23 protein-coding genes are annotated in these 20845 nt (G+C 32.4%); 13 read left to right on the forward strand and 10 right to left on the reverse strand.

The window, feature by feature from the left end:
• Positions 1-20 precede the first annotated feature (20 nt).
• Together QO190_RS10675 and QO190_RS10680 are read right to left on the reverse strand one after the other, a co-directional pair.
• Entirely contained in the window at positions 21-602 is a 582-nt protein-coding gene (locus tag QO190_RS10675; RefSeq protein ID WP_371463153.1) for a DUF3109 family protein, read from the reverse strand.
• Between the two features lie 2 nt (positions 603-604).
• Entirely contained in the window at positions 605-1519 is a 915-nt protein-coding gene (locus QO190_RS10680) for a DUF6427 family protein (RefSeq protein WP_371463151.1), read from the reverse strand.
• A gap of 42 nt (positions 1520-1561) precedes the next feature.
• Here QO190_RS10680 and QO190_RS10685 point away from each other — a divergent pair, with 42 nt between their 5' ends.
• The gene (locus QO190_RS10685) at positions 1562-1795 is read left to right on the forward strand and encodes a hypothetical protein (protein ID WP_069798596.1); all 234 of its coding nucleotides are present in this window, start codon (positions 1562-1564) and stop codon (positions 1793-1795) included.
• 71 nt (positions 1796-1866) lie between these two features.
• On the opposite strand, the gene QO190_RS10690 is transcribed toward QO190_RS10685, so the two are convergent.
• From QO190_RS10690 to QO190_RS10715, 6 genes are all read right to left on the reverse strand, one after another.
• A complete protein-coding gene (locus tag QO190_RS10690; protein ID WP_371463149.1) occupies positions 1867-2304 on the reverse strand; it encodes a universal stress protein in 438 nt (145 codons plus the stop codon).
• A gap of 68 nt (positions 2305-2372) precedes the next feature.
• Positions 2373-2981 (reverse strand): fumarylacetoacetate hydrolase family protein, encoded by a 609-nt coding sequence (locus QO190_RS10695; RefSeq protein ID WP_371463147.1) that lies wholly within the window; start codon positions 2979-2981, stop codon positions 2373-2375.
• 145 nt (positions 2982-3126) lie between these two features.
• On the reverse strand, positions 3127-3891 hold the full coding sequence (locus QO190_RS10700) for an exonuclease domain-containing protein (protein WP_371463145.1): 765 nt from the start codon (positions 3889-3891) through the stop codon (positions 3127-3129).
• Positions 3892-3928: 37 nt separating this feature from the next.
• Entirely contained in the window at positions 3929-4639 is a 711-nt protein-coding gene (locus tag QO190_RS10705) for a phosphatidylcholine/phosphatidylserine synthase (protein ID WP_371463143.1), read from the reverse strand.
• On the reverse strand, positions 4636-5502 hold the full coding sequence (locus tag QO190_RS10710) for a lysylphosphatidylglycerol synthase transmembrane domain-containing protein (protein WP_371463141.1): 867 nt from the start codon (positions 5500-5502) through the stop codon (positions 4636-4638). The genes QO190_RS10705 and QO190_RS10710 overlap by 4 nt, the downstream gene beginning before the upstream one ends.
• Positions 5483-6436 (reverse strand): glycosyltransferase family 2 protein, encoded by a 954-nt coding sequence (locus tag QO190_RS10715; RefSeq protein WP_371463139.1) that lies wholly within the window; start codon positions 6434-6436, stop codon positions 5483-5485. Before QO190_RS10715 ends, QO190_RS10710 begins: the two co-directional genes overlap by 20 nt.
• A gap of 68 nt (positions 6437-6504) precedes the next feature.
• Between QO190_RS10715 and QO190_RS10720 the strand changes: the two genes are divergently transcribed.
• The 9 genes from QO190_RS10720 (at position 6505) to QO190_RS10760 (ending at position 17154) form a co-directional block, all read left to right on the forward strand.
• Positions 6505-8133 (forward strand): ArnT family glycosyltransferase, encoded by a 1629-nt coding sequence (locus QO190_RS10720; RefSeq protein WP_371463137.1) that lies wholly within the window; start codon positions 6505-6507, stop codon positions 8131-8133.
• 114 nt (positions 8134-8247) lie between these two features.
• Complete coding sequence (locus QO190_RS10725; protein WP_371463136.1) at positions 8248-8667, forward strand: DUF2147 domain-containing protein; 420 nt, start codon at positions 8248-8250, stop codon at positions 8665-8667.
• Positions 8668-8777: 110 nt separating this feature from the next.
• Positions 8778-9785: a pyruvate dehydrogenase complex E1 component subunit beta gene (locus QO190_RS10730; protein WP_371463134.1), complete on the forward strand. Its 1008-nt coding sequence runs from the start codon at positions 8778-8780 to the stop codon at positions 9783-9785.
• 132 nt (positions 9786-9917) lie between these two features.
• Positions 9918-11918: a KUP/HAK/KT family potassium transporter gene (locus QO190_RS10735; protein ID WP_371463132.1), complete on the forward strand. Its 2001-nt coding sequence runs from the start codon at positions 9918-9920 to the stop codon at positions 11916-11918.
• A 105-nt stretch (positions 11919-12023) separates the two neighbouring features.
• Positions 12024-12497: a Fur family transcriptional regulator gene (locus tag QO190_RS10740; protein WP_069798615.1), complete on the forward strand. Its 474-nt coding sequence runs from the start codon at positions 12024-12026 to the stop codon at positions 12495-12497.
• Complete coding sequence (locus QO190_RS10745) at positions 12497-14242, forward strand: OstA-like protein (RefSeq protein WP_371463130.1); 1746 nt, start codon at positions 12497-12499, stop codon at positions 14240-14242. The genes QO190_RS10740 and QO190_RS10745 overlap by 1 nt, the downstream gene beginning before the upstream one ends.
• Positions 14243-14558: 316 nt before the next feature.
• Positions 14559-15734 carry an aspartate aminotransferase family protein gene (locus QO190_RS10750; protein WP_371463128.1) on the forward strand — a complete coding sequence of 392 codons (1176 nt, stop codon included), beginning with the start codon at positions 14559-14561 and terminating at the stop codon, positions 15732-15734.
• A gap of 138 nt (positions 15735-15872) precedes the next feature.
• Complete coding sequence (locus QO190_RS10755) at positions 15873-16259, forward strand: START-like domain-containing protein (RefSeq protein WP_104794296.1); 387 nt, start codon at positions 15873-15875, stop codon at positions 16257-16259.
• Positions 16260-16347: 88 nt separating this feature from the next.
• A complete protein-coding gene (locus QO190_RS10760) occupies positions 16348-17154 on the forward strand; it encodes an aminotransferase class IV (RefSeq protein ID WP_371463179.1) in 807 nt (268 codons plus the stop codon).
• A 168-nt stretch (positions 17155-17322) separates the two neighbouring features.
• Here QO190_RS10760 and QO190_RS10765 read toward each other — a convergent pair whose 3' ends face one another.
• Positions 17323-17871: a YqgE/AlgH family protein gene (locus tag QO190_RS10765; RefSeq protein ID WP_371463125.1), complete on the reverse strand. Its 549-nt coding sequence runs from the start codon at positions 17869-17871 to the stop codon at positions 17323-17325.
• Between the two features lie 24 nt (positions 17872-17895).
• Between QO190_RS10765 and pdxH the strand changes: the two genes are divergently transcribed.
• Entirely contained in the window at positions 17896-18540 is a 645-nt protein-coding gene (pdxH, locus tag QO190_RS10770; protein WP_371463123.1) for a pyridoxamine 5'-phosphate oxidase, read from the forward strand.
• 48 nt (positions 18541-18588) lie between these two features.
• On the opposite strand, the gene QO190_RS10775 is transcribed toward pdxH, so the two are convergent.
• Complete coding sequence (locus tag QO190_RS10775; RefSeq protein WP_069798629.1) at positions 18589-18879, reverse strand: HU family DNA-binding protein; 291 nt, start codon at positions 18877-18879, stop codon at positions 18589-18591.
• Positions 18880-19281: 402 nt separating this feature from the next.
• Between QO190_RS10775 and panD the strand changes: the two genes are divergently transcribed.
• Together panD and QO190_RS10785 are read left to right on the forward strand one after the other, a co-directional pair.
• Positions 19282-19632, forward strand: coding sequence for an aspartate 1-decarboxylase (panD, locus tag QO190_RS10780; RefSeq protein WP_069798631.1), 351 nt, complete (start codon positions 19282-19284; stop codon positions 19630-19632).
• A gap of 11 nt (positions 19633-19643) precedes the next feature.
• Entirely contained in the window at positions 19644-20675 is a 1032-nt protein-coding gene (locus QO190_RS10785; protein ID WP_371463120.1) for a lysylphosphatidylglycerol synthase transmembrane domain-containing protein, read from the forward strand.
• The last annotated feature ends 170 nt before the right edge of the window (positions 20676-20845 follow it).

Consider the following 20845-nt stretch of genomic DNA (forward strand, 5'->3'; position numbering starts at 1 on the left):
TAAAATAAAAATTTATTTTCCTACGAATTAAATTCGCGTTCCCATTCTTCTGCTGCTTCGCAAAGAGTTTTGTAAAAATCTTCGCCGTACTTTCTAATCAGTGGCGTTTTCAGAAATTTATAAACAGGAACTTGCAATTCTTTACCTAAGGTACAAGCATCGCTACAAACGTCCCATTCATGATAATTGATTGCAGAGAAATTTCTGTATTCTGTTACTCTAATCGGATATAGATGACAAGAAATGGGTTTTTGCCAATCTACTACACCATCTTCGTAAGCTTTTTCGATTCCACATTTGGTGATGCCTTTTTCATCAAAAATTACATAAGCGCATTCTCCACCATTTACGAGTGGCGTTACCAAATCTCCATCAATATCCGTAACATGTGTTCCTTGCTCTTCGATGGCAACAATTCCTTCTGGTCTAAGATAACTTTTAATTTTTGGATAAATTCTTTCCAAAATTTCAGTCTCATTTTTGTCAAGCGGAGCTCCCGCATCTCCTTCTACACAGCAGATTCCCTTGCATTTGCTGAGGTTACATACAAATTCTTCAGAAAAAATATCTTCAGAAATTAATTTATCATCTATTTGAATCATATCTATATCAATTCACCTATGTTTACATAAGTGCTAAGTTTAAAAAGTAATAAAGTGAGAATAATTATCCATAACCCGAATTCTTTCATCCAATATTTTTTCAAAAATCTCAAGGCTCTAGAAAGAATAATCACATTCGGTAAAACCAATAAAAGTAAATATTCATAGTTTTTACCCATGTAAAGAAATACAGTCACCAATTGTGCTAAGAAAAACAAGAGCATAAACGTATACTTAAATTTACTCGAAGGACTTTTTTTATTAAAATTGGCAAAATGGTCCATTACAGCATACAACACATATAAAGCAACGGGTAAAAGAAAGTATAATGGATAGTAATCTTGCATAAGTGAGTTTTCTACATAGGGAATGTAACTTTCGTCAAAATCATGATAACCAATAAGATACATCACGCCAAAATAAGTTCCAAAAACCAATGCATTTCCAAAAAATAATCTGAAAATATTCAGCGAAATATGATCTGAAGTAGAAATAAGGTGAATCAAAACGAAAATAAACATAGGCCAAGTTGTAGGCAAAAACAAGAAATTCACCGCCAAAATTGCTCCAATGATCAGGTATGAATTTTTCCTTACTTCATCTTGATTGCTGGTCAATAAAACCATTACAAAAGAATTGGTAAAGAGTGACATCGCAATTCCTATGTCTAAACTTCCCGGATATAATGCAAATACAAAAAAAGTATACAGAAAAAGAGGAAGATGAGTATTGTAATTCAGACCGATAGCATTAAAAAGAAAATATCCTAACGCAAATCCACAAAACGTAATGATGCTAGAAAAAACACCTAATGTTTTGAAATCCAATATATTAAATGATATTATCAAAAGAAATAAAAAAAATATATAGACAGGAATCGAAAAAATATTGCTTTCTTTTGATAGTAATCTGAACATTTTTATTAATTTTGTGCAAAGTTAATTTAAAATAAGAAAAAAATGACGTCTTTTTGGTTATTCTTAAGTGATTTGTTCATATGGTCTTTCGGATTCTATGATTTCGCAGGAAACGTATTGAACTGGATTCTATTTATTGTAGCTAGTACTTTATTTTGCTATTGGTGTTATGTTTTAGTAACCACATTAGGGAATAATAAAGATAAAGAATATTATTCACCTACAGAAGGTAAATTCCCATACTACAATCCAGAATTACACACTAAAGAAGATTAATCAGATTTCTTAACAATATAAAATCCCGAAATTGTAAAATTTCGGGATTTTTTTTATTCTATTTGTTAAAATTAATTGTGACAAGGAACTACTAAAACAGGAATAGGAGATTTTTTCGTGATATCTTTGGTAAGACTTCCTACGAAAACATCGTAAATTCCGCTTCTTCCATGGCTTCCCATGACGATGTAGTTGGCTTTTTTATCTTTAGCGTATTCTAAGATAATTTCAGCAGCGATGCCTTGTTTAAGCAAATGTTCACAAGCTACACCTTTTGCTTTTATTCTTTTTTCAATTTCATTCAACTCGGCGAGTTCTTCAGAAATTTCAGATTTTTCTATCTCTGGGAAATATTGAAATCCCATATCTCCTATAGCAAAACCTATATCTGCAGGAGCTACGTGTATTAAATAAATTTTTCCGGCTATTTCTTTTGCAAAATCTACAGCGCCTTCTACAAGAGTATCTGTAGTGTCAGAAAAATCGATAGGTAAAATAATATTTTTCATTGCGTGTGTTTTAATAACAGTACTAATTTACAATTTTTAAACGGGAAATAAAAGTTTTTAGAAATGATTTATTGTATGCGCAGGCTATAAACTTTTTCGCCTTCTAGAAACATTTCTAGCTCATCGTTCTCTGATACCTTTCCCACACCTTTTGGCGTTCCTGTAAAAATTAAATCTCCCACTCTTAAAGTGAAATATTGAGAAACAAAAGCAATAATATCATCTGGCGAAAACATCATGAGATTGGTATTGCCATCTTGTACAGTCTCTTTATTTTTTTGAAGTTGAAAATTCAAATTTTTTAAATCAAAATTCTCTTTTGGGAAAAAATCAGAAACTACAGCGCTTCCGTCAAAACCTTTTGCCAGTTCCCAAGGAAGACCTTTTCCTTTGAGTTGAGACTGTAAATCTCTAGCGGTAAAATCTATTCCGAGCGCAATTTCGTCATAATGTTTAGGTGCATTTTCTTTTTGGATATATTTTCCGCCTTTAGAAATTTTGAGTACCACTTCTAATTCGTAGTGCACATCATTAGAAAATTCTGGAATGTAAAAATCACTGCCTTTTTTCAATACAGCAGTGTCAGGTTTCATGAAAATAACTGGATTTTCTGGAATTTCGTTTCCTAATTCTTTCGCGTGTTCTGCGTAATTTCTTCCTATGCAAATGATTTTCATTTTGTTAGATGTTAGATGTTGGGTGATGGATGTTTTTGCGTCGTTAAAATTTTTAAAAACGTTTAGCTATTTCTCTAAAATTACAAAACTCTGCGTTCTCTGCGTAAATCTTTGCGCCATCGCGTGAAAAATTTTGTGAAAAATCTTAAAACTTACTTCTCAACTGAATTTTTGTCAAAACCTTCTTGGTATAAAGTGGGAAATCAGCATTCTGAATCCAACCGAAATATCCTACATCTTTTGTGAAGACATCTTTCACTTTTTGACCTTTGTATTTTCCAAAAGTGAAAATTTCTTCATCTTTATCATCAAAAGCGATAAATCCTGCCAAATCTGCAAATTTATTATGGAATGAAAATTCGCTCAGAGCAGCAATATCATTTGGTAAATCTGCATATTTTTCGATTTGAGCATCCAACACTTCGAAAGTTGCCAAAGTATCTGCTTCCGCAGAATGGGCATTTTCTAGAGATTTTCCGCAGTAAAATTGGTATGCTGCACTTAGATTTCTAGGTTCCATTTTGTGGAATATAGTTTGAGCATCTACAGGTTTGTGTTTAGACAAATCAAAATCATAACCAGCTCTCAATAATTCCTCTGCCAAAAGTGGAATATCAAATCTATTAGAATTAAAACCTCCTAAATCAGAATCCTTAATCATATCGATAATTTTCGGAGCTAATTCTTTAAATGTAGGAGAATCTTTTACATCTTCATCAGAAATTCCGTGAACTGCAGTAGCTTCTGCAGGAATAGGCATTTCTGGATTTACATACCAAGTTTTGCTTTCTCTAGAAGCATCAGGGAAAACTTTTAAAATGCAGATTTCTACAATTCTGTCTTTAGAAATGTTGATTCCGGTAGTTTCTAAATCAAATATACAGAGCGGTTTATGGAGTTTTAGATTCATAAAATTTATTTAAGTAGGGACTAGTCGCGACTTGTCCCTACATTTGTTTTTGAAAAATTAGAGAAACGATTATATAAAAAACGATAACCATCGGGATTCCAGCCAATCCTAAAATAGAAATCAGTAGAATTCCGCCCAAAAGTAAGATGAGTTTTGGGTAATTATCTTTCAGTTTCATCGATTTAAATTTAAGCGCAATCATTTTAATGGGACTGACAAGTAACCAACAGCTTGCTGCGATGAGTCCTACTAAAAATACAGGATTTTCAAACGTTCGCCAGAACATTCCCGTTTCTTGAAAAGCGTAATACATTCCGAAAAGTAAAACCGTATTACTCGGTGTGTTGAGTCCTTTGAAATAATAGCTTTGCTCTTCATCTAAATTAAAAATAGCCAATCTGAGACATGAAAATAAAGCCACGAAAAGCCCTAAATATTTTAACTGAAATGGCAGTTCGAAATCCATAAATTGATTACCGAAACCTTCTAGTGCTTTAAACATCGTTACACCAGGCAAAAGTCCGAAACTTACCATGTCTGCTAGAGAATCTAACTGTGCGCCGAGATTAGAATTGGCTTTGAGCGCTCTCGCAACAAATCCGTCTAAAAAGTCTAAAACCAAAGAAATAATGATGCAAATTGCGGCAACTTTGTAATTTCCGTCTACTAAATTGATAACACCGATGCTTCCCGAAAATAAATTCCCGAGAGTGAAAGCGTTGGCAAGATTATTTTTTATAAAATTCATGGCGTTTCAGTAAGTTTCAAATTTAACTTTCTTATTTGAAATATCACTCCAAAAAGTGAAAAAAATGCTGTAATCATTGTAAAAAGTAAAGACGCAGAAACTGAAATTTCTGGATGGAAACTGAACCATTTAGACGCTTGTAAAAAGAGCATTTCTCTCACCCCAATTCCTGCAAAAGAAATTAAACTGAGCACTGAACTTGCCAAAAATACTACTGCGTAAATGGTGAAATTGTCAGTTACATCTAAACTTTTTAATAAAAATATAAAACTGATGACTTGTAAAATTTGGACTAAAAATGAATAGGAAAAAGCTTTAAAAAAAACTTTGTTATAAGTAGAAAAAAGCTTTTTAGTCAAAAAATAAGTAAAGAAAAATCCTACCACTAAAAGAACAAATAAGATGGGGAAGAATTTGGCTTCCAGTAAATTGAAGGAAAATCCCAAAATCAATACGCAAATCGCCAAAAGTCCGCTTAATCGGTCATTAAAAAGTGATGAGGTAATTTTTTTTGCACTCCAACCAAAATTTTTATTCAAAAGATAGACTTTGTAAGCGTCTCCACCAATTCCACCTGGAATGAAAAAATTATAGAACATTCCCAAAAAATAGAGTTCCAAGTTGCTTCTGAAGCTCAAATGGAAATCATTGGCTTCAAAATAGAGTTCAAGTCTTTTGGTAGAAATAATTTGGGAAGCCAAGAAAAGAATAGCAGCCATCACGAGATAAAAAACATTCGTTTTTGCCCATAAAACGGTTACTTCCCGAAAAGGAATTTTCTGAAAAACGAAATACAACAAAGCAATGCTAATGAAAATTTTAGCAAAGTTGATGAGTAGTTTTTTAAGATTGACTTTCTCCAAATGTTGTGATATTTCTGATGTTAAAAGGTCTTTTTTCTTGAGATTCGTAGTAAGTTTTCATCAACATATCTACAATAATTCCTGTGGTGAAAAACTGAATGCCAATGAAAATAAGTAACACGCCAAGGATTAATAAAGGTCTTCCGCCAATATCATTTCCTAAAATTTTGAGCGCCAATAAATAAATATTAACCAAAACTCCTAGTGTAAAGGTAATTAAACCAATGTTCCCGAAAAGATAAATGGGTTTAGAAAGGTATTTTTTATTGAACAAGACCAAAAGCAAGTCATTAATGACCTTGAAAGTTCTGTTCATTCCGTATTTAGAAACACCGTGTTGTCTTGGGTGGTGTTTTACGGGAATTTCTGTGATTTTAGCACCATTTAAATGTGCCATTAAACTAATAAATCTGTGATTTTCTCCGTAGAGATTGAGTTCTTTTGCTGTTTCATTGGTGAAAACTTTCAGCGCACAACCTTGGTCAGAAATATTGAGTTTTGTAGATTTTTTGATGATGAAATTCGCAATTTTTGAAGGAATGGTTCTGATGGAAGAATCTTTTCTTTTTTGACGTTTTCCTACCACCAAATCGAAATTTCCATTTTCTAAAAGCTCTACCATTGCAGGAATATCTGTAGGATCGTTTTGCAAATCACCATCAAGTGTAATTACATAATCACCAGTTGCATAATCGAAACCAGCCATCATTGCAGAACTTTGTCCGTAATTTTTTTTAAGTTCAATCAAAACTACATTTGGATGTTTTTTTTCTTTGATTTCTTGTATGGTTTTATCCGAAGAATTGTCGTCTATTAAGATGAGTTCATAGTGATATCCATTCATAGCATCAGAAATTCTGTCGATTAAAATTCCTGCATTTCCTTCTTCGTTATACATAGGAATAACGAGAGAGTATAATTTATTTTTATCCATTGTAGCGCTTGATTTGTTACCTTTGCAAAGCAAATTTTTGCAAAAATACTAAAAAACTGATTTTTATAATGAATCCAAATCAATTACTTTCTAGAAATCAAATCTTTTTTCTTTTTGTAGGCTTTATTTTGGTGTACTTAGTTGGGCTATTTATTCCATTGATGGAAAATGATTCTGCTCAACATGCTACAATGGCGATGAGAATGGCCAATACTGGCAATTTTCTAGAAATTTATAAAGGTGATAATCCTTATTTAGACAAACCGCACTTGCATTTTTGGCTCGCAGCTTTATCGATGAAAATTTTTGGCATTAGTCACATTGCTTATAGAATTCCAGCTATTTTATGCTTGTTTTTAGCTGCTTTTTCTGTAAAAAAGATTGCTGATTTATTGTATAAAAACGAAAATCTAAGTTATACTGCTTCATTGATATTTTTAGCGTCACAAACCATTATTCTTTCTGCACATGATGTAAGAACAGATGCTGTTTTAACGGGTTTTATTGCACTTTCTATTTGGCAATTTTTAGCTTTTATCAAAACACAAAAAATTCTTAATGTAGTTTTAGCAGGATTGTTTACAGCATTGGCTTTTTCTTCAAAAGGTTTGATGGCAATAGTGATTATAGGATTTTCGGTATTCTCTTATTTGCTGTATTCTAGAGAATGGTTGAGGTTTTTTAATGTGAAAATCATTTTTGCCGCGCTCAGTTTCGGAGTAGGAATTTTGCCGATTTTGTACGCATATTATCATCAATTTGGAAACGAAGGTGTAGAATTTATTCTCTTTAATCAAAGTGTAAATCGTTTACAAGCTAAAGGTTTTGAGCAGAATAGTCCTGATTATTCTTTCTTTTTTCACACATTACTTTGGGCATTTTTACCTTTTTCAATCGCATTTTACACGGGTGTTTTCGAAAGAACTAAAAATTTGATTAAACTAAGATTTCAAAAAGTAGAAGGTGTAGAGTTTTTAACTTTAGGCGGATTCTGGTTGGTGATGTTGGTATTTAGTTTTTCTAAATTTAAGTTGCCTCATTATTTAAACGGATTAATTCCCATTCTTTCTGTTTTTACCGCTTCTTATATTTTTGAAATTTTCGAAAAAAATCAATGGAAAAAAGCCCGAGTTTTTTGGGTGATACAGTTGGTGGTGATTTCGGTAAGTTTAGTTGGCGTTTTACTGCTCACGTATTATTTTACAGGAATTCATGAAGTGGTTTTATTTGTGTTAGGCTTGTTTTTTGTGGGAACTTTACTGCTTTACATTTTCAAAAAAGAAAATATGGTGAGAAGATGGGTTTTGGTCTCATTGCTTTTTGCTATAACCATTAATATTTTTCTCAATTCGCAGTTTTATCCTGTTTTGACGCAATATCAAGGTGGTTTAAAAATGGCTCAATATTTTGAAAAAAATCAACTTTCAACCCAAAATCTATTCATGCCGAAAGATTATGAAATTTGGTCTTTTGATTTTTATACCCAACAAAACACACCTAGAAAAGAGGTTTCTCTGTTGAAAAAAGGGGATAGAGTTCTGGTATACGAAAATGATTTACAAAATATTACACAACCGTATAAGATTCTCCATCAGGAAACGCATTTTAAAATCACTAAACTTTCCCTGAAATTTCTGAATCCTAAAACCAGAAATAAAAAGTTGAAAAAACTTTATTTAATCGAGATATTAAACTAGTGTTTAATTTTCTGAATTTTGGCACCTGCTTTGTTATTAGTATGATAAGAATAACAATAAATTTGTTGTTTAATAAAAAATATTTACTTTTAGCAAAAATTTAAAATTAGAAACATGAAAAAATTAGCATTCGCATTTTTCGCTTTATTCTTCAGTGTTCTTTCATATGCTCAAATAGAAGGGAAATGGAAAACAATTGATGATGAAACAGGGAAGCCTAAATCTATCGTAGAGATTTTCAAAAAATCAGACGGTAAATATTATGGCAAAATTGTACAATTATTACAAAAACCAGAAAATAACAACTGTGTAAAATGTACAGATGACAGAAAAAATAAGCCATTAGTTGGTTTAGAAATCATCAGAGGTTTATCTAAAGATGGTTCAGAATTTACTGATGGAACCATTACAGATCCTAAAAAAGGAAAAACGTACAACTGTACATTGACCAGAAACGGTGATAAACTAAATGTAAGAGGTTATGTAGGAATCTCATTAATCGGTAGAAACCAAACTTGGCATAGAGTAGATTAATCTATTTTAGAAATAAAAACAAACGAGACACGTCCTAAAAGATGTGTCTTTTTTATTTGTTGACTAAAGTAATAATTGATACATAATAGTTTGATAAAAATTCCTTAAATTTGCAACTCAACAAATTAATCAAAATGAAAGAAGTACAATTTCGTGAGGCTATCTGTGAAGCAATGAGCGAAGAAATGCGTAAAGACGAATCGATATATCTCATTGGCGAAGAAGTAGCAGAATATAACGGAGCTTACAAAGCTTCAAAAGGAATGTTAGCAGAATTTGGTGCGAAAAGAGTAATAGATGCACCAATTGCAGAATTAGGTTTTGCTGGGATTTCTGTAGGAGCTGCAATGAACGGAAATAGACCAATTGTAGAGTTTATGACTTTTAATTTCTCTATGGTAGCTATTGACCAAATTATTTCTAATGCAGCGAAAATGTATCAAATGAGTGGTGGACAGTGGAATGTGCCAATCGTTTTCCGTGGACCTACTGCTTCTGCAGGTCAGTTAGGAGCTACTCACTCTCAAGCTTTTGAAAGCTGGTATGCAAACTGCCCAGGTCTTAAAGTAATTGTTCCTTCTAATCCATATGATGCAAAAGGATTATTAAAATCTGCAATTAGAGATAATGACCCTGTAATTTTCATGGAATCTGAACAGATGTACGGAGACAAAATGGAAATTCCAGAAGAAGAATACTACATCCCAATTGGTAAAGCTGATATCAAAAAAGAAGGTAAAGATGTGACTTTGGTTTCTTTTGGTAAAATTTTAAAATTAGCAATGCAAGCAGCAGCTGATTTAGAACAAGAAGGAATTTCTGTAGAAGTAATAGACTTAAGAACAATTCGTCCGCTAGATTATGAGACAGTTCTTAATTCTGTGAAGAAAACCAATAGATTAGTAGTTTTAGAAGAAGCATGGCCATTTGGTTCTGTAGCTTCAGAAATTACTTACATGGTTCAGCAAAAAGCATTTGATTATTTAGATGCGCCAATTAAGAGAATTACAACTCCAGATGCGCCTGCTCCATATTCAGCAGCGTTATTTGCAGAGTGGTTCCCGAAATTAGAAAAAGTAAAACAAGAGATTAAAAACGTTTTATACGTAAAATCTTAAAACTTTAATCATATTTTAAAAAAGCGCAATCATTTTTGGTTGCGCTTTTTTAATTTCATGTAAAATTTTTTTAGGAAAAAGTATTTCCTCTGGAAATTAGATTAAATTTGCATTTATTTTTAAACTTGAAAAATGTCAGACGTTTTAGCTGGAGGTCATCATTTTGACACCAAAAAATTAACTTTCATAGGAGTTTTAGTTTCATTAGGAATTGTTTTCGGAGATATTGGTACCTCACCACTTTATGTAATGAGTGCCATCATTAAATCTGGAAAAGAAGCTAAAATGATTTCTGAAGAATATATAGAAGGAGCACTTTCTTGTATTATTTGGACGCTCACGCTGCAAACCACTATCAAATATGTTCTTATTTCCCTTAGAGCGGATAATAAAGGGGAAGGTGGGATTCTAGCCCTATTTTCTTTGGTAAAAAGAATGAAAACGAAATGGCTTTATTTAGTTGCAATTATAGGAGCGTCTGCGTTAATTGCAGATGGAGTAATCACACCTTCTCTTACGGTAATGGCTTCTATAGAAGGTCTTAAACAAATCAAAGGATTAGATTTAGGAATCAATTCTATTCTAGCAATGACGTCTGTAATTCTGGTTATTATCTTCGTAGTACAGCAATTCGGAACCAGTTTTATTGGGAAGTTTTTCGGACCAGTAATGGTGATTTGGTTCTTGTTTTTAGGAGGATTTGGTGTAGTAAATTTATTAGAGCATCCAGAAATTCTAAAGTCTTTTAATCCTTATTACGCCTATAAATTAATTGTAACCTCTCCGAGCGCGATTTTAATTTTAGGGGCGGTTTTTCTTTGTACTACAGGAGCAGAAGCTTTGTATTCAGATTTAGGACACTGTGGTTATAAAAATATTAGAGTGAGTTGGGTTTTTGTAAAAATCATGTTGATTCTAAACTATTTAGGTCAAGGTGCGTGGTTACTAAATAACTACGGAATGGTTTTCACGGGGACAAATCCTTTCTTTGGTATGTTACCACATTATTTAATTATTCCAGCCGTAATTTTGGCAACAGCAGCGGCAATTATTGCTTCTCAAGCATTAATTACAGGTTCATTTACTATTTTTTCAGAAGCAATGTCTCTTAACTTTTGGCCATTCCAACAGATTCAATATCCTTCTGGTTTAAAAGGTCAAATGTATATTCCAAGAATCAATTGGGGTTTACTTATTTTCTGTCTAATTGTAGTATTCTATTTCAAAGAATCTGTACATATGGAAGCAGCGTATGGTTTATCTATTACGGTAACCATGATGATGACTACTATTTTATTGATTGCATGGTTGTGGAGAAATAGAGTGAATAAACTTTTTATAGCAATTTTTGCCTTGGTTTATTTGTCTATAGAAATAGGATTTTTCAGTGCCAACATTATTAAGTTCTTCGAAGGTGGTTGGATTACCGTTTTCTTAGCAGGTTTCGTGGCAGTTTGTATGTATGCTTGGTATAATGGTAGAATGATTAAGCAGAATTTCATCAAGTTTGTAAAACTGAAAGATTATGTTTCTACAATTAAAGATATTAAACTAGATGAGTCTATTCCTAAATATGCGACCAATCTTGCTTTCTTAAGCCGTGCGAAAAGAGATGATGAGGTAGAATCTAAAATTATTTACTCCATCATGCGATCTCAGCCAAAAAGAGCAGACCATTATTTTATTTTAAATATCATTAACCAAGAAGATCCTTTTACCTATAAATATTCTATTGATGAGGTAATGCCAGGAACGGTGTATAAAGTGAATTTCCTTTTAGGATTCAAAATTGATAGAAAAATCAATGATTACTTTAATCAGGTGTTGTTTGATATGATGAAAGAAGGTATTATTCCTGATAGAAGTAGCCATCCTTCTCTTAGAAATCATAATATTCCGCCAGATTTAAAATATGTGATTATTGACAATGTTTATATCAATGACTTCTTATTGACGGTAAAAGAAAAAATAACCTTGAATATCTATAATTTCGTGAAATATATCGGTAGTAGTGATTTCAAAGCGTACGGTTTGGCGCCACATAATGTTTTGGTAGAATCTGTACCGCTTATCAATAACCCGATTAGAGAGAAAAAAATTATTTTAGAAGAATTTAAACGTTACGATTCTTAATATAAAATGAAAACCTCAAGCAATTGAGGTTTTTAGATTTTGTCTCTCATTAAAATTTACCTTTTATTAGTTAAAAATTAATAAATTTGCTTTTCAATTAAAACAATGGAAGCTACTCAAAAAGAAAAAAATATAGGCGTAATAAAAGATGTTCTGAAGCAATATTTACAAGATAAAGCCTACAGAAACACTCCAGAAAGATATGCCATTTTAGAAGAGATTTATAATATGGATCATCACTTTAATGTAGATGATTTATATCTCATCATGATTAATAAAAAATATCATGTTTCTAAGGCAACCATCTATAATACTATAGAAATTTTTCTAGATGCAGGCTTGATTCGTAAACACCAGTTCGGCGAAAAAACACTTTCTTCATCTTCTTATGAAAAATCTTATTTTGATAAGCAACATGACCATTTAGTGATTTACAAAGATGGCTCAGATAAAGAGATTGAAGAAATTATAGAATTTTGCGACCCTAGAATTCAGGGCATCAAACAATCTATCGAAGAAGCGTTTGGCGTGAAAATTGACAATCATTCATTATATTTTTACGGCCACAAAAAAAAATAATGAAAAAAATCCTTTTCGTACTCTTCATTTTTATTTATGCTTTAGGTTTTTCGCAGATTGATAAACTCAATTCCAAAGAACCTTTAGTAAAAGATCCTTATTTCAAAAAAGAAACCAATGTAGCGGTTCAGCCCGGTCAAAAAGTACGTTTCATTCACTCAGATTTATTCGAAAGAAAACAAGACATGTACGGAGGAAATCCTTTCTTCACAGGAAATGTACAATTTGAACATCAAGGTGCCATGTTGACGGCAGACCGAGTGATTTTCTACGAAAAAGAAAATTTTGCTAAAGCTATTGGAAACGTTTTGCTTGTTACTTCAGACGGAAACAGAATTACCTCAAACGAAATGGAGTATGATGGAAATACTCAACGAGGAATTGCCCGTGGAAAAGTGGTGCTTACTGATGCGAAACAAACCATTTCTACAGATGTTTTGTATTATGATAGAGTAAAAAATACAGCTTATTTCAATTCTGGTGGAACCATTAATGATGGTAGAAATACTATGTGGACTCAGTCTGCTACTTATTTCATTGATTCTAAAACCAATGAATTTACCAATAATTACACCATAGATAATGCCCAATATAGAGTAGAAGGAAAAAACATCAAACATTATCAAAATACCAATATTGCAGAATTTTTCGGGCCTACAACCATTATCAATAAAGAGAAACCTTCTAATTACGTCTACACAGAAAATGGAAAGTATCTCATGAACGAAAAACAAGTGTATCTCAATAAAAATTCTAGAATTTATTACAATGGTAAAATTCTGAAAGGGGATAAAATGTTTTTTAATCAACTCACAGGTTTTGGAAAGGCAGAAGGAAATGTAAGATTAGACGATCCGAAAGAAAATCGTTACATCATCGGTGGTTACGGAGAAATCTACGAAAAAATAGATTCGGCGATGATTACCCAAAAACCTTATGCAGTAAAAATCATGAATCAAGATACGGCTTACATCGCTGCAGAAAGATTTTTAAGCTACCAAAAATTAGATTCTACCCAGAAGAAAAAAAGTTTCCTTCGTGGATATAAAAAAGTAAGATTGTTCATGACCAAAGCACAAGGTAGAGCAGATTCTTTAAGTTTTAATGAAACCGATGGAATTCTTCACCTCAATGTGAAACCTCTTTTCTGGAGTGGAGAAAAACAAATTTCTGGAGACAAAATTGAAGCATATTTCAACACAACGGAACAAAATATAGACTCTCTAAAAGTCATTGGAAATGCATTTGCAATTTCTAAAGCAGATTCTCTCACGCTGAAAGACGAGTTTAATCAAGTGAAAGGGAATTTAATGACCGTTTTTTATCAAAACAACGAAATTAAAATTGCCAAAGTAACAGGAAACGCTCAAGCCATTACTTATGCAGATTCTGAAGATGCAAAGACAAAGCAGTTAGACAGAATCGGTATTGCGCTTTCTACTTGCGGACAAATTGAAGCACTTTTTGAAGAAAGAAAAATTCAGATTATTTCTTGTAATATTGGAGCCAATTCTGATATTTACCCGATGAGTATGATTGCTCCAGAGAAACGAAAATTCACAGATTTTAATTGGAATACGAAAGATCGACCACGGAAATGGGAAGATATTTTCTTAGATACACCTAATTATGAAGAAGTGAAATACGAAACAGATGATACGCTGTACCAAAAAGCGGAAGAACTTCGTAAAAAAGAAGAAGCCAAGAAAAAACCAAAAACCATCAAAAGAGATAGAAAATTATAAATCAATAGAGTCGGACTTTAGTCCGGCTTTTTATTTTTGAAATCAATTTTTACTTTAACCAAAAACTTTTAATAAAAATAAGAGGTCACAACTTAATTACATATCGGCAAAACTTTAATCTCTCGCTGATTACGCTAATTTTGCAAATAAAAATTCAGCATCTATTCATCTGCTGAATCAGTTCAATCTGCGAGAGTAAAAAAACGGAAAAACCTTTAAATTTAGAATTTGAAAATATGAAATTATCTTGTGATTTCTGTAAAAAATTTTTTAAAAACTTCCATATTTCAACTTTTATCTTCTTTATCTTTGCAAAATGAAACAAGAATTTTTCAAATATCAAGCACAAACTACTCCTTATGCAGCAGGTTTCGAAGTAGAAAAAGCAGAAGGAAGTTATATTTATGGTAAAGATGGTAGAGCTTATTTAGATTTTGTAGCGGGAGTTTCTGCCAATACTTTAGGGCATTCTCATCCTAAAGTGGTTAATGCAATTAAAGAACAGGCAGATAAATATCTTCACGTAATGGTTTATGGAGAATACGCTCAAGAAAAACCAGTAGAACTGTGCAGACTTTTAGCAGAAGCTACTCCAGAACCTTTAGAAGTTACCTACTTGGTAAATTCTGGTGCAGAAGCCATCGATGGAGCATTGAAATTAGCAAAAAGATACACAGGACGAGAAGAAATCATCTCCATGAAAAATTCTTACCATGGCAATACTCATGGTGCTTTGTCGGTTTCTGGGAATGAGTTTCACAAGAGAGAATTTCGTCCTTTGTTGCCGATGATTTCTTTTATTGAATTTAATAATGAAGAAGAATTTTCTAAAATTACCGAAAAAACAGCTTGTGTAATCGCAGAAACGATTCAAGGAGCTGCTGGTTTTTTGACACCTTCTCAAAGTTATTTCAAAAATTTGAAAAAAAGATGTGAGGAAGTTGGCGCATTATTAATCCTTGACGAAATTCAGCCAGGCTTTGGGAGAACAGGAAAATTATTTTCTTTTGAACATTATGATATGGTTCCAGATATTCTCGTGATGGGAAAAGGAATGGGAGGCGGAGTTCCAGTTGGCGCATTTATGAGTTCAGCAGAAATAATGAAATCACTTCAGCATTCTCCTAAATTGGGACACATTACTACTTTTGGAGGAAATCCTCTCATTGCAGCGGCGAGTTATGCAACTTTAAAAGAAGTTTTAGAGAGTGGTTTAATGAATGAAGTAGAAGAAAAAGAAAAACTGTTCAGAGAATTGTTGGTTCACCCAAAAATTAAAAAAGTAAACGGAAGAGGTTTAATGCTCGCAGTAGAATTAGAATCTCCAGAGTATACATTAGAAGTAGCGAAGCGTTGTATGGAAAAAGAACTCATTGTTTTTTGGCAACTCTACCGAAATGAATTTATGAGGATTTCTCCACCGTTAACCATTAGCAAAGAAGAGATTAAAAAGGGCTGCGAAATTATTTTAGAAGCTTTAAATGAGAAATAAACAAAAAAAAGGGGTTTTAAATTTTTAAAACTCTTTTTTTTATGTGAAAACTCATATAAAAATTATTGATTTTATCGAAAAATAGTTGCAGATATATAAAATTAATTTATATATTGCGACACCAAAAATGGTAAAAATATGACGAAACATAAGGTACAGTTTGAATATACAATGCATTGTCTTTCAGAGATTTTGTATGAATATATGGCAACTGCAGAAGGCCTTTCAGAATGGTTTGCAGATGAAGCAGTAGAAAGAGGTGATGACTTTTATTTCAGTTGGAATGGTGGTCCCGCAGAAAAAGCGACATTAATCAGATATAAACCAGAATCTTTTGTGCGTTTCCGTTGGGAAGAAGACGAAGGAACAAAATATTTCTTCGAAATGACTATTATCATTGATGAAATTACCAATGACCTTTCTCTTAATATTACCGATTTCTGCGAAAAAGGAGATGAAGAGGAAACCAGATTATATTGGGATAATCTCATCGAAAATCTACAAATCAAACTAGGCGCAGCTTAATCTTTCAACCCAAGTAAAAAGATTGATAATTGAAATTTCAGTTATCATTTTTTTTGCAATTTTCATAACTAAAAATCATTACAACATGATTTATCTAAACGGACAAAAAACACAAGAAATAGTACTTCAGAATAATGCATTTTTAAATGGCGATGCCGTAAAAGTTCATTTTTTTGTTAAGAATCATCAGTTGATTATGGCAGAAGAATGCTACTTTTTTTTGATGGCTTCTATGCGAAAAATGAGAATGAATATTCCGCTTTCTTTTACGCTTGAATTTTTCACAGAAACCTTTAATAAAGCCATTTCTGAAAATAATTTAGAATTGGGAGTGATTACTTTTATGGCGTTTAGAAACAGAGAAGATGTGCTTACTTCTAGAACGCCAGTGCAATATTATTTTGAGTTGAATGCAGATGTAGATGTACTGTCTATCCATAAAAATATTGAAATAGATTTGCTTAAAGAAATTTCAGTAAATACCAATATTTTGAGCAACATCAGAACGCATTCGCCAGAAAATATTTATGCAGAAATCTACGCTGCAGAAAATGATTTAGACGATGTAATTTTGCTCAATCCAGATAAAAGAGTAGCGAGAACCATCTCTGGAAACCTCTTGTTGCTGGAAGAAAATACGATTAAAATCCCGAAACAATCAGAAGGTGCTTATATTTCTCCGTTAATGGAAAATTTCGTGACTTTCCTTCATAAAAATGCTTTTGTCATCATCGAAGAAGCAGAATTAAGTGCTTTCGAAACACAAAAAGCAGAAGAAATCCTGGTAATTTCTGATGAAAAAGGAGTTTTCTCGGTATCAAAAATTAGAAATAAAGAATTTGGCAACGAAAGATTCTCTGCAATGGTAGAATCTTGGAGCAATAGTTTTGCTTAAAATTGACGAACTCGGCAATCAACCTTTTGTAAGGTCCATTACCGAGTTCTTTTATTGAGAGTTTAGATAAAAACTCAGTTTAAGCGATAATTATTTCTAAAAGAAATCCTAAATTTTTGTTAAACATTCTGCCTCAACTTTTACCTTTACCTTTACCTTTACCTCATCCTAATTCAAGCTCACATCTTCTGGAGAATTGGCCCAAAGCAAATAATCTCCGCCTAGGTTTTGCATAATTTTTTTCCAAAGAGTATGATCATTGGGTGAGGTATAATCCAATTGAAAAAGTTCTACCACAGTCCACATTTTATTTTGAACTTCTTGGTCTAATTGATAAGGACTCCATCCAGAATAACCTGTGAATATTTTGAGTTCTTCTTTGCTGATGTCTTGATTCACCATAGCAGAAACGATTTCTTCTTGCTGTTCGGTGAGATAGAAATTTTCATCTATTGGTAAATATTCAGAAGTGATAGGTTTCCCTTTAACCAAAAAAAATACTCTGTCATTTTCTACTGGCCCGCCTTCATAAACGTCAATTTCTTGTCCTAATAAATGCTTCATGTTATCGCTCAAGAAGTAATTTTTTTTATTTAAAATAAATCCAAAAGCACCATGAGCATCATGCTCTATAATTAAAACTACGGAGCGAGAAAATATGTCTCCCGAAATATCAGGTGTAGAAATTAAAATTTTACCTTTGTAAGAATTATTCATTACTCAAATTTAAAAAAAATTTTGATGGAAAATCTTCATGATAAAAGAAAAGTATACGATAAGTCACAATTATTAGAAAGCGAAATTAAAGAAAATCCTATCGAAATGTTTAGAGATTGGTTTCTAGATGCAGAAGAAAGTCCTTCTGTTTCTGAAGCGAATGCGATGGCGATTTCTACGGTAGAAGAGGATGGTTGCCCTAGAACCAGAATGGTTTTGCTAAAGGCTTATACTTGGGAAGGTTTTATTTTTTACACCAATTATGATAGCAAAAAAGGGAAGGCTCTTCAAAAAAATAATAAGGCTTGTCTTCACTTTTTTTGGCCAGGTTTAGAAAGACAGATCATCATAAAAGCGGATTTAGAAAAAGTGGCCGAGAATTTAAGTGATGGCTATTTCAGTTCAAGACCAAGAGGAAGTCAGTTAGGCGCGGCAGTTTCTCCACAGAGTTCTGTAATTCCTAATCGAGAATATTTAGAAGATAAATTAGCAGGATTAGAAAAAGAATACGAGGGAAAAGAAATTCCTAGACCTAAAAACTGGGGAGGATTTATTGCAAAACCTTATCAGATAGAGTTTTGGCAAGGAAGGCCTAACCGTTTGCATGATAGGATTATCTATGAACTTGATGAAAATTACGATTGGAAAATCTCAAGATTAGCTCCATAAGAAAAGCCTCACCGAAAGGTGAGGCTTAATTCTTTTGAATAATTTGAATTATTTCTTTTTAGCGCCAGAAACAGCAGCAGCTAAATCAGCACCAGCTTTGAATTTTGCAACTTTTTTAGCAGCAATTTTGATTGGTTTTTTAGTTGCAGGGTTAATACCTTGTCTTGCAGCTCTTTCAGCTACTGAGAAAGTACCAAAACCAACTAAAGCAACTTTACCGTCTTTTTTCTTAAGAGTAGCAGTTACGTTAGCAACGAAAGATTCAAGAGCAGCTTTAGCAGCAACTTTAGTAATACCGGCATCTTTTGCCATTGCGTCGATTAATTCAGACTTGTTCATAGTTATAAATATTAATTGTTAATTTGTTACGTAAGACAAATATATAACAATTTTCATATTGTGCAAATTTTTTTCACAATATTAATAATAATTATAGTTTTTTCTATAAATTAACGAGAAAATGATAATTGTTATCTATTACAAGAAATAGGCTTTTCCGAGCATGGAAATTCTTTTTATATGCTTTGAATAGAGTGTTTTTTAAATAAGCGTTTAATGAATTTCTAAATTATGAATTTGTTAATTTGATATTTTTTTTCCTCTTTTTTGTCATTAAATATAATGATTAACTTGTTTATCTGCTAAAATGTCTTTTTTTAAAGGGAATTTGGCGAAATATTATATTTGTTTAAATCTCAGATAATTCTTTACTAATCAATTAATTTATTTTAAATTTGCGCCATGTTAATAGAAGTTTTTAAATCAAAAATTCATCGTGTTACGGTTACTGCTTCTGACCTTAATTACATCGGGAGTATTACAGTAGATGAAGACCTTATTGATGCCGCAGGTTTAGTGGTAGGAGAGAGAGTTTACATCGTAAATGTAAATAATGGCGAACGTTTTGATACTTATGTTATAAAAGGTAAAAGAAAATCTGGTGAAATTTGTCTCAACGGACCAGCCGCTAGAAAAGTGCAAAAAGGAGATGTAATCATCATTATTTCTTACGCACAGATGTCTGTAGAGGAAGCACAAAACTTCCAGCCGAAAATTATTTTCCCAGACGAAAAAACCAATCTTCTTACTTAATTGCTATTCTTTTGGAAAATCAAAAAAAATCATCGTCTTTTAAAACAGTTTCTACGATACTGGTGTCTATTGCTTTTGCAGCCCTTTTTATGTGGTTTGCATTAAAAGGACTGGATTTTACAAATATCAAAGCCTCTTTAGCCAAAGCCAATTATCTTTGGGTTTTTGCTGCTATGATTTTTGGGTTATTAGCCTATTGGTTCAGAGCTGTTCGTTGGAATTTACTTTTAGAACCGATGGGTTACCAAATTTCTAATTCTAATTCATTATGGACGATTTCTTTCGGGTATCTCATGAATCTTACCATTCCTAGAAGTGGTGAATTAGCACGTTCTACTGCTTTATATGGCGTAGAAAAAGTACCGGTAGATAAATCTTTCGGAACCATTATTTTAGAAAGAGTAGTCGATTTATTCTGTATGTTAGGATTTTTGGTTCTTACAGTGGTTTTTAAAGAAGACGCTATTATTACTTTTTACCAAAAATCTGGAATTAAAATAAATCCTACCTATATCATTGGTGGAATCGCAGTTTTGGTTATAGGAACTTTCATTTTTTTTAAATTCAAAGACAAGTTTACCCATCTTCCTCTCATTGGAAAGGTGATAGAATTTGTAGAAGGGATTTTTCATGGGTTAACTACCATTTTCAAACTCAAGCAAAAAGGAAAATTCATTATATTATCTATCGCGATTTGGATTTCTTATTATTTGGCGGCATATTTAGTGTGTTTTGCATTGCCAGAAACTTCAGATTTTACATTTGCAGACGGATTTTTCTTAATTGTAGTAGGAACATTAGGGATGATGGTTCCCGCTTCTGGAGGAATTGGAGCATTTCACCTAGCGATGAAATTAGGTATTTCTGCCCTATTTCTTTCTATGGGAAAAGATGCTAAATTGGGAGGTGAAGTAGGATTAAGCTATGCTTTTATTTCTCATACCATGCAATTGGTGATTATGCTTGTGATGGGACTTATTTCTATTCCTATGCTTGCAAAATCAAGAAATGAAGCGGTAAAATCAAAAGAAATATCACAATAATTGATAGAAAAGAACTTTTTTGGTCGAATTCTAAAGAATTAATTTTTTTGAAAGATTTATTGGTTCAATTTAGATAAGAGTTTAAAAAAAACAGGTCAATTTGGCAGTTAAAAGTTTTATTTTCTCCAAAGGCAAGAAAATTGACACCAATAGAATAAAAAGAGAGCATT

It is taken from the genome of Cloacibacterium sp. Arc13, from assembly GCF_041431305.1.
Lineage (GTDB): Bacteria > Bacteroidota > Bacteroidia > Flavobacteriales > Weeksellaceae > Cloacibacterium > Cloacibacterium caeni_B.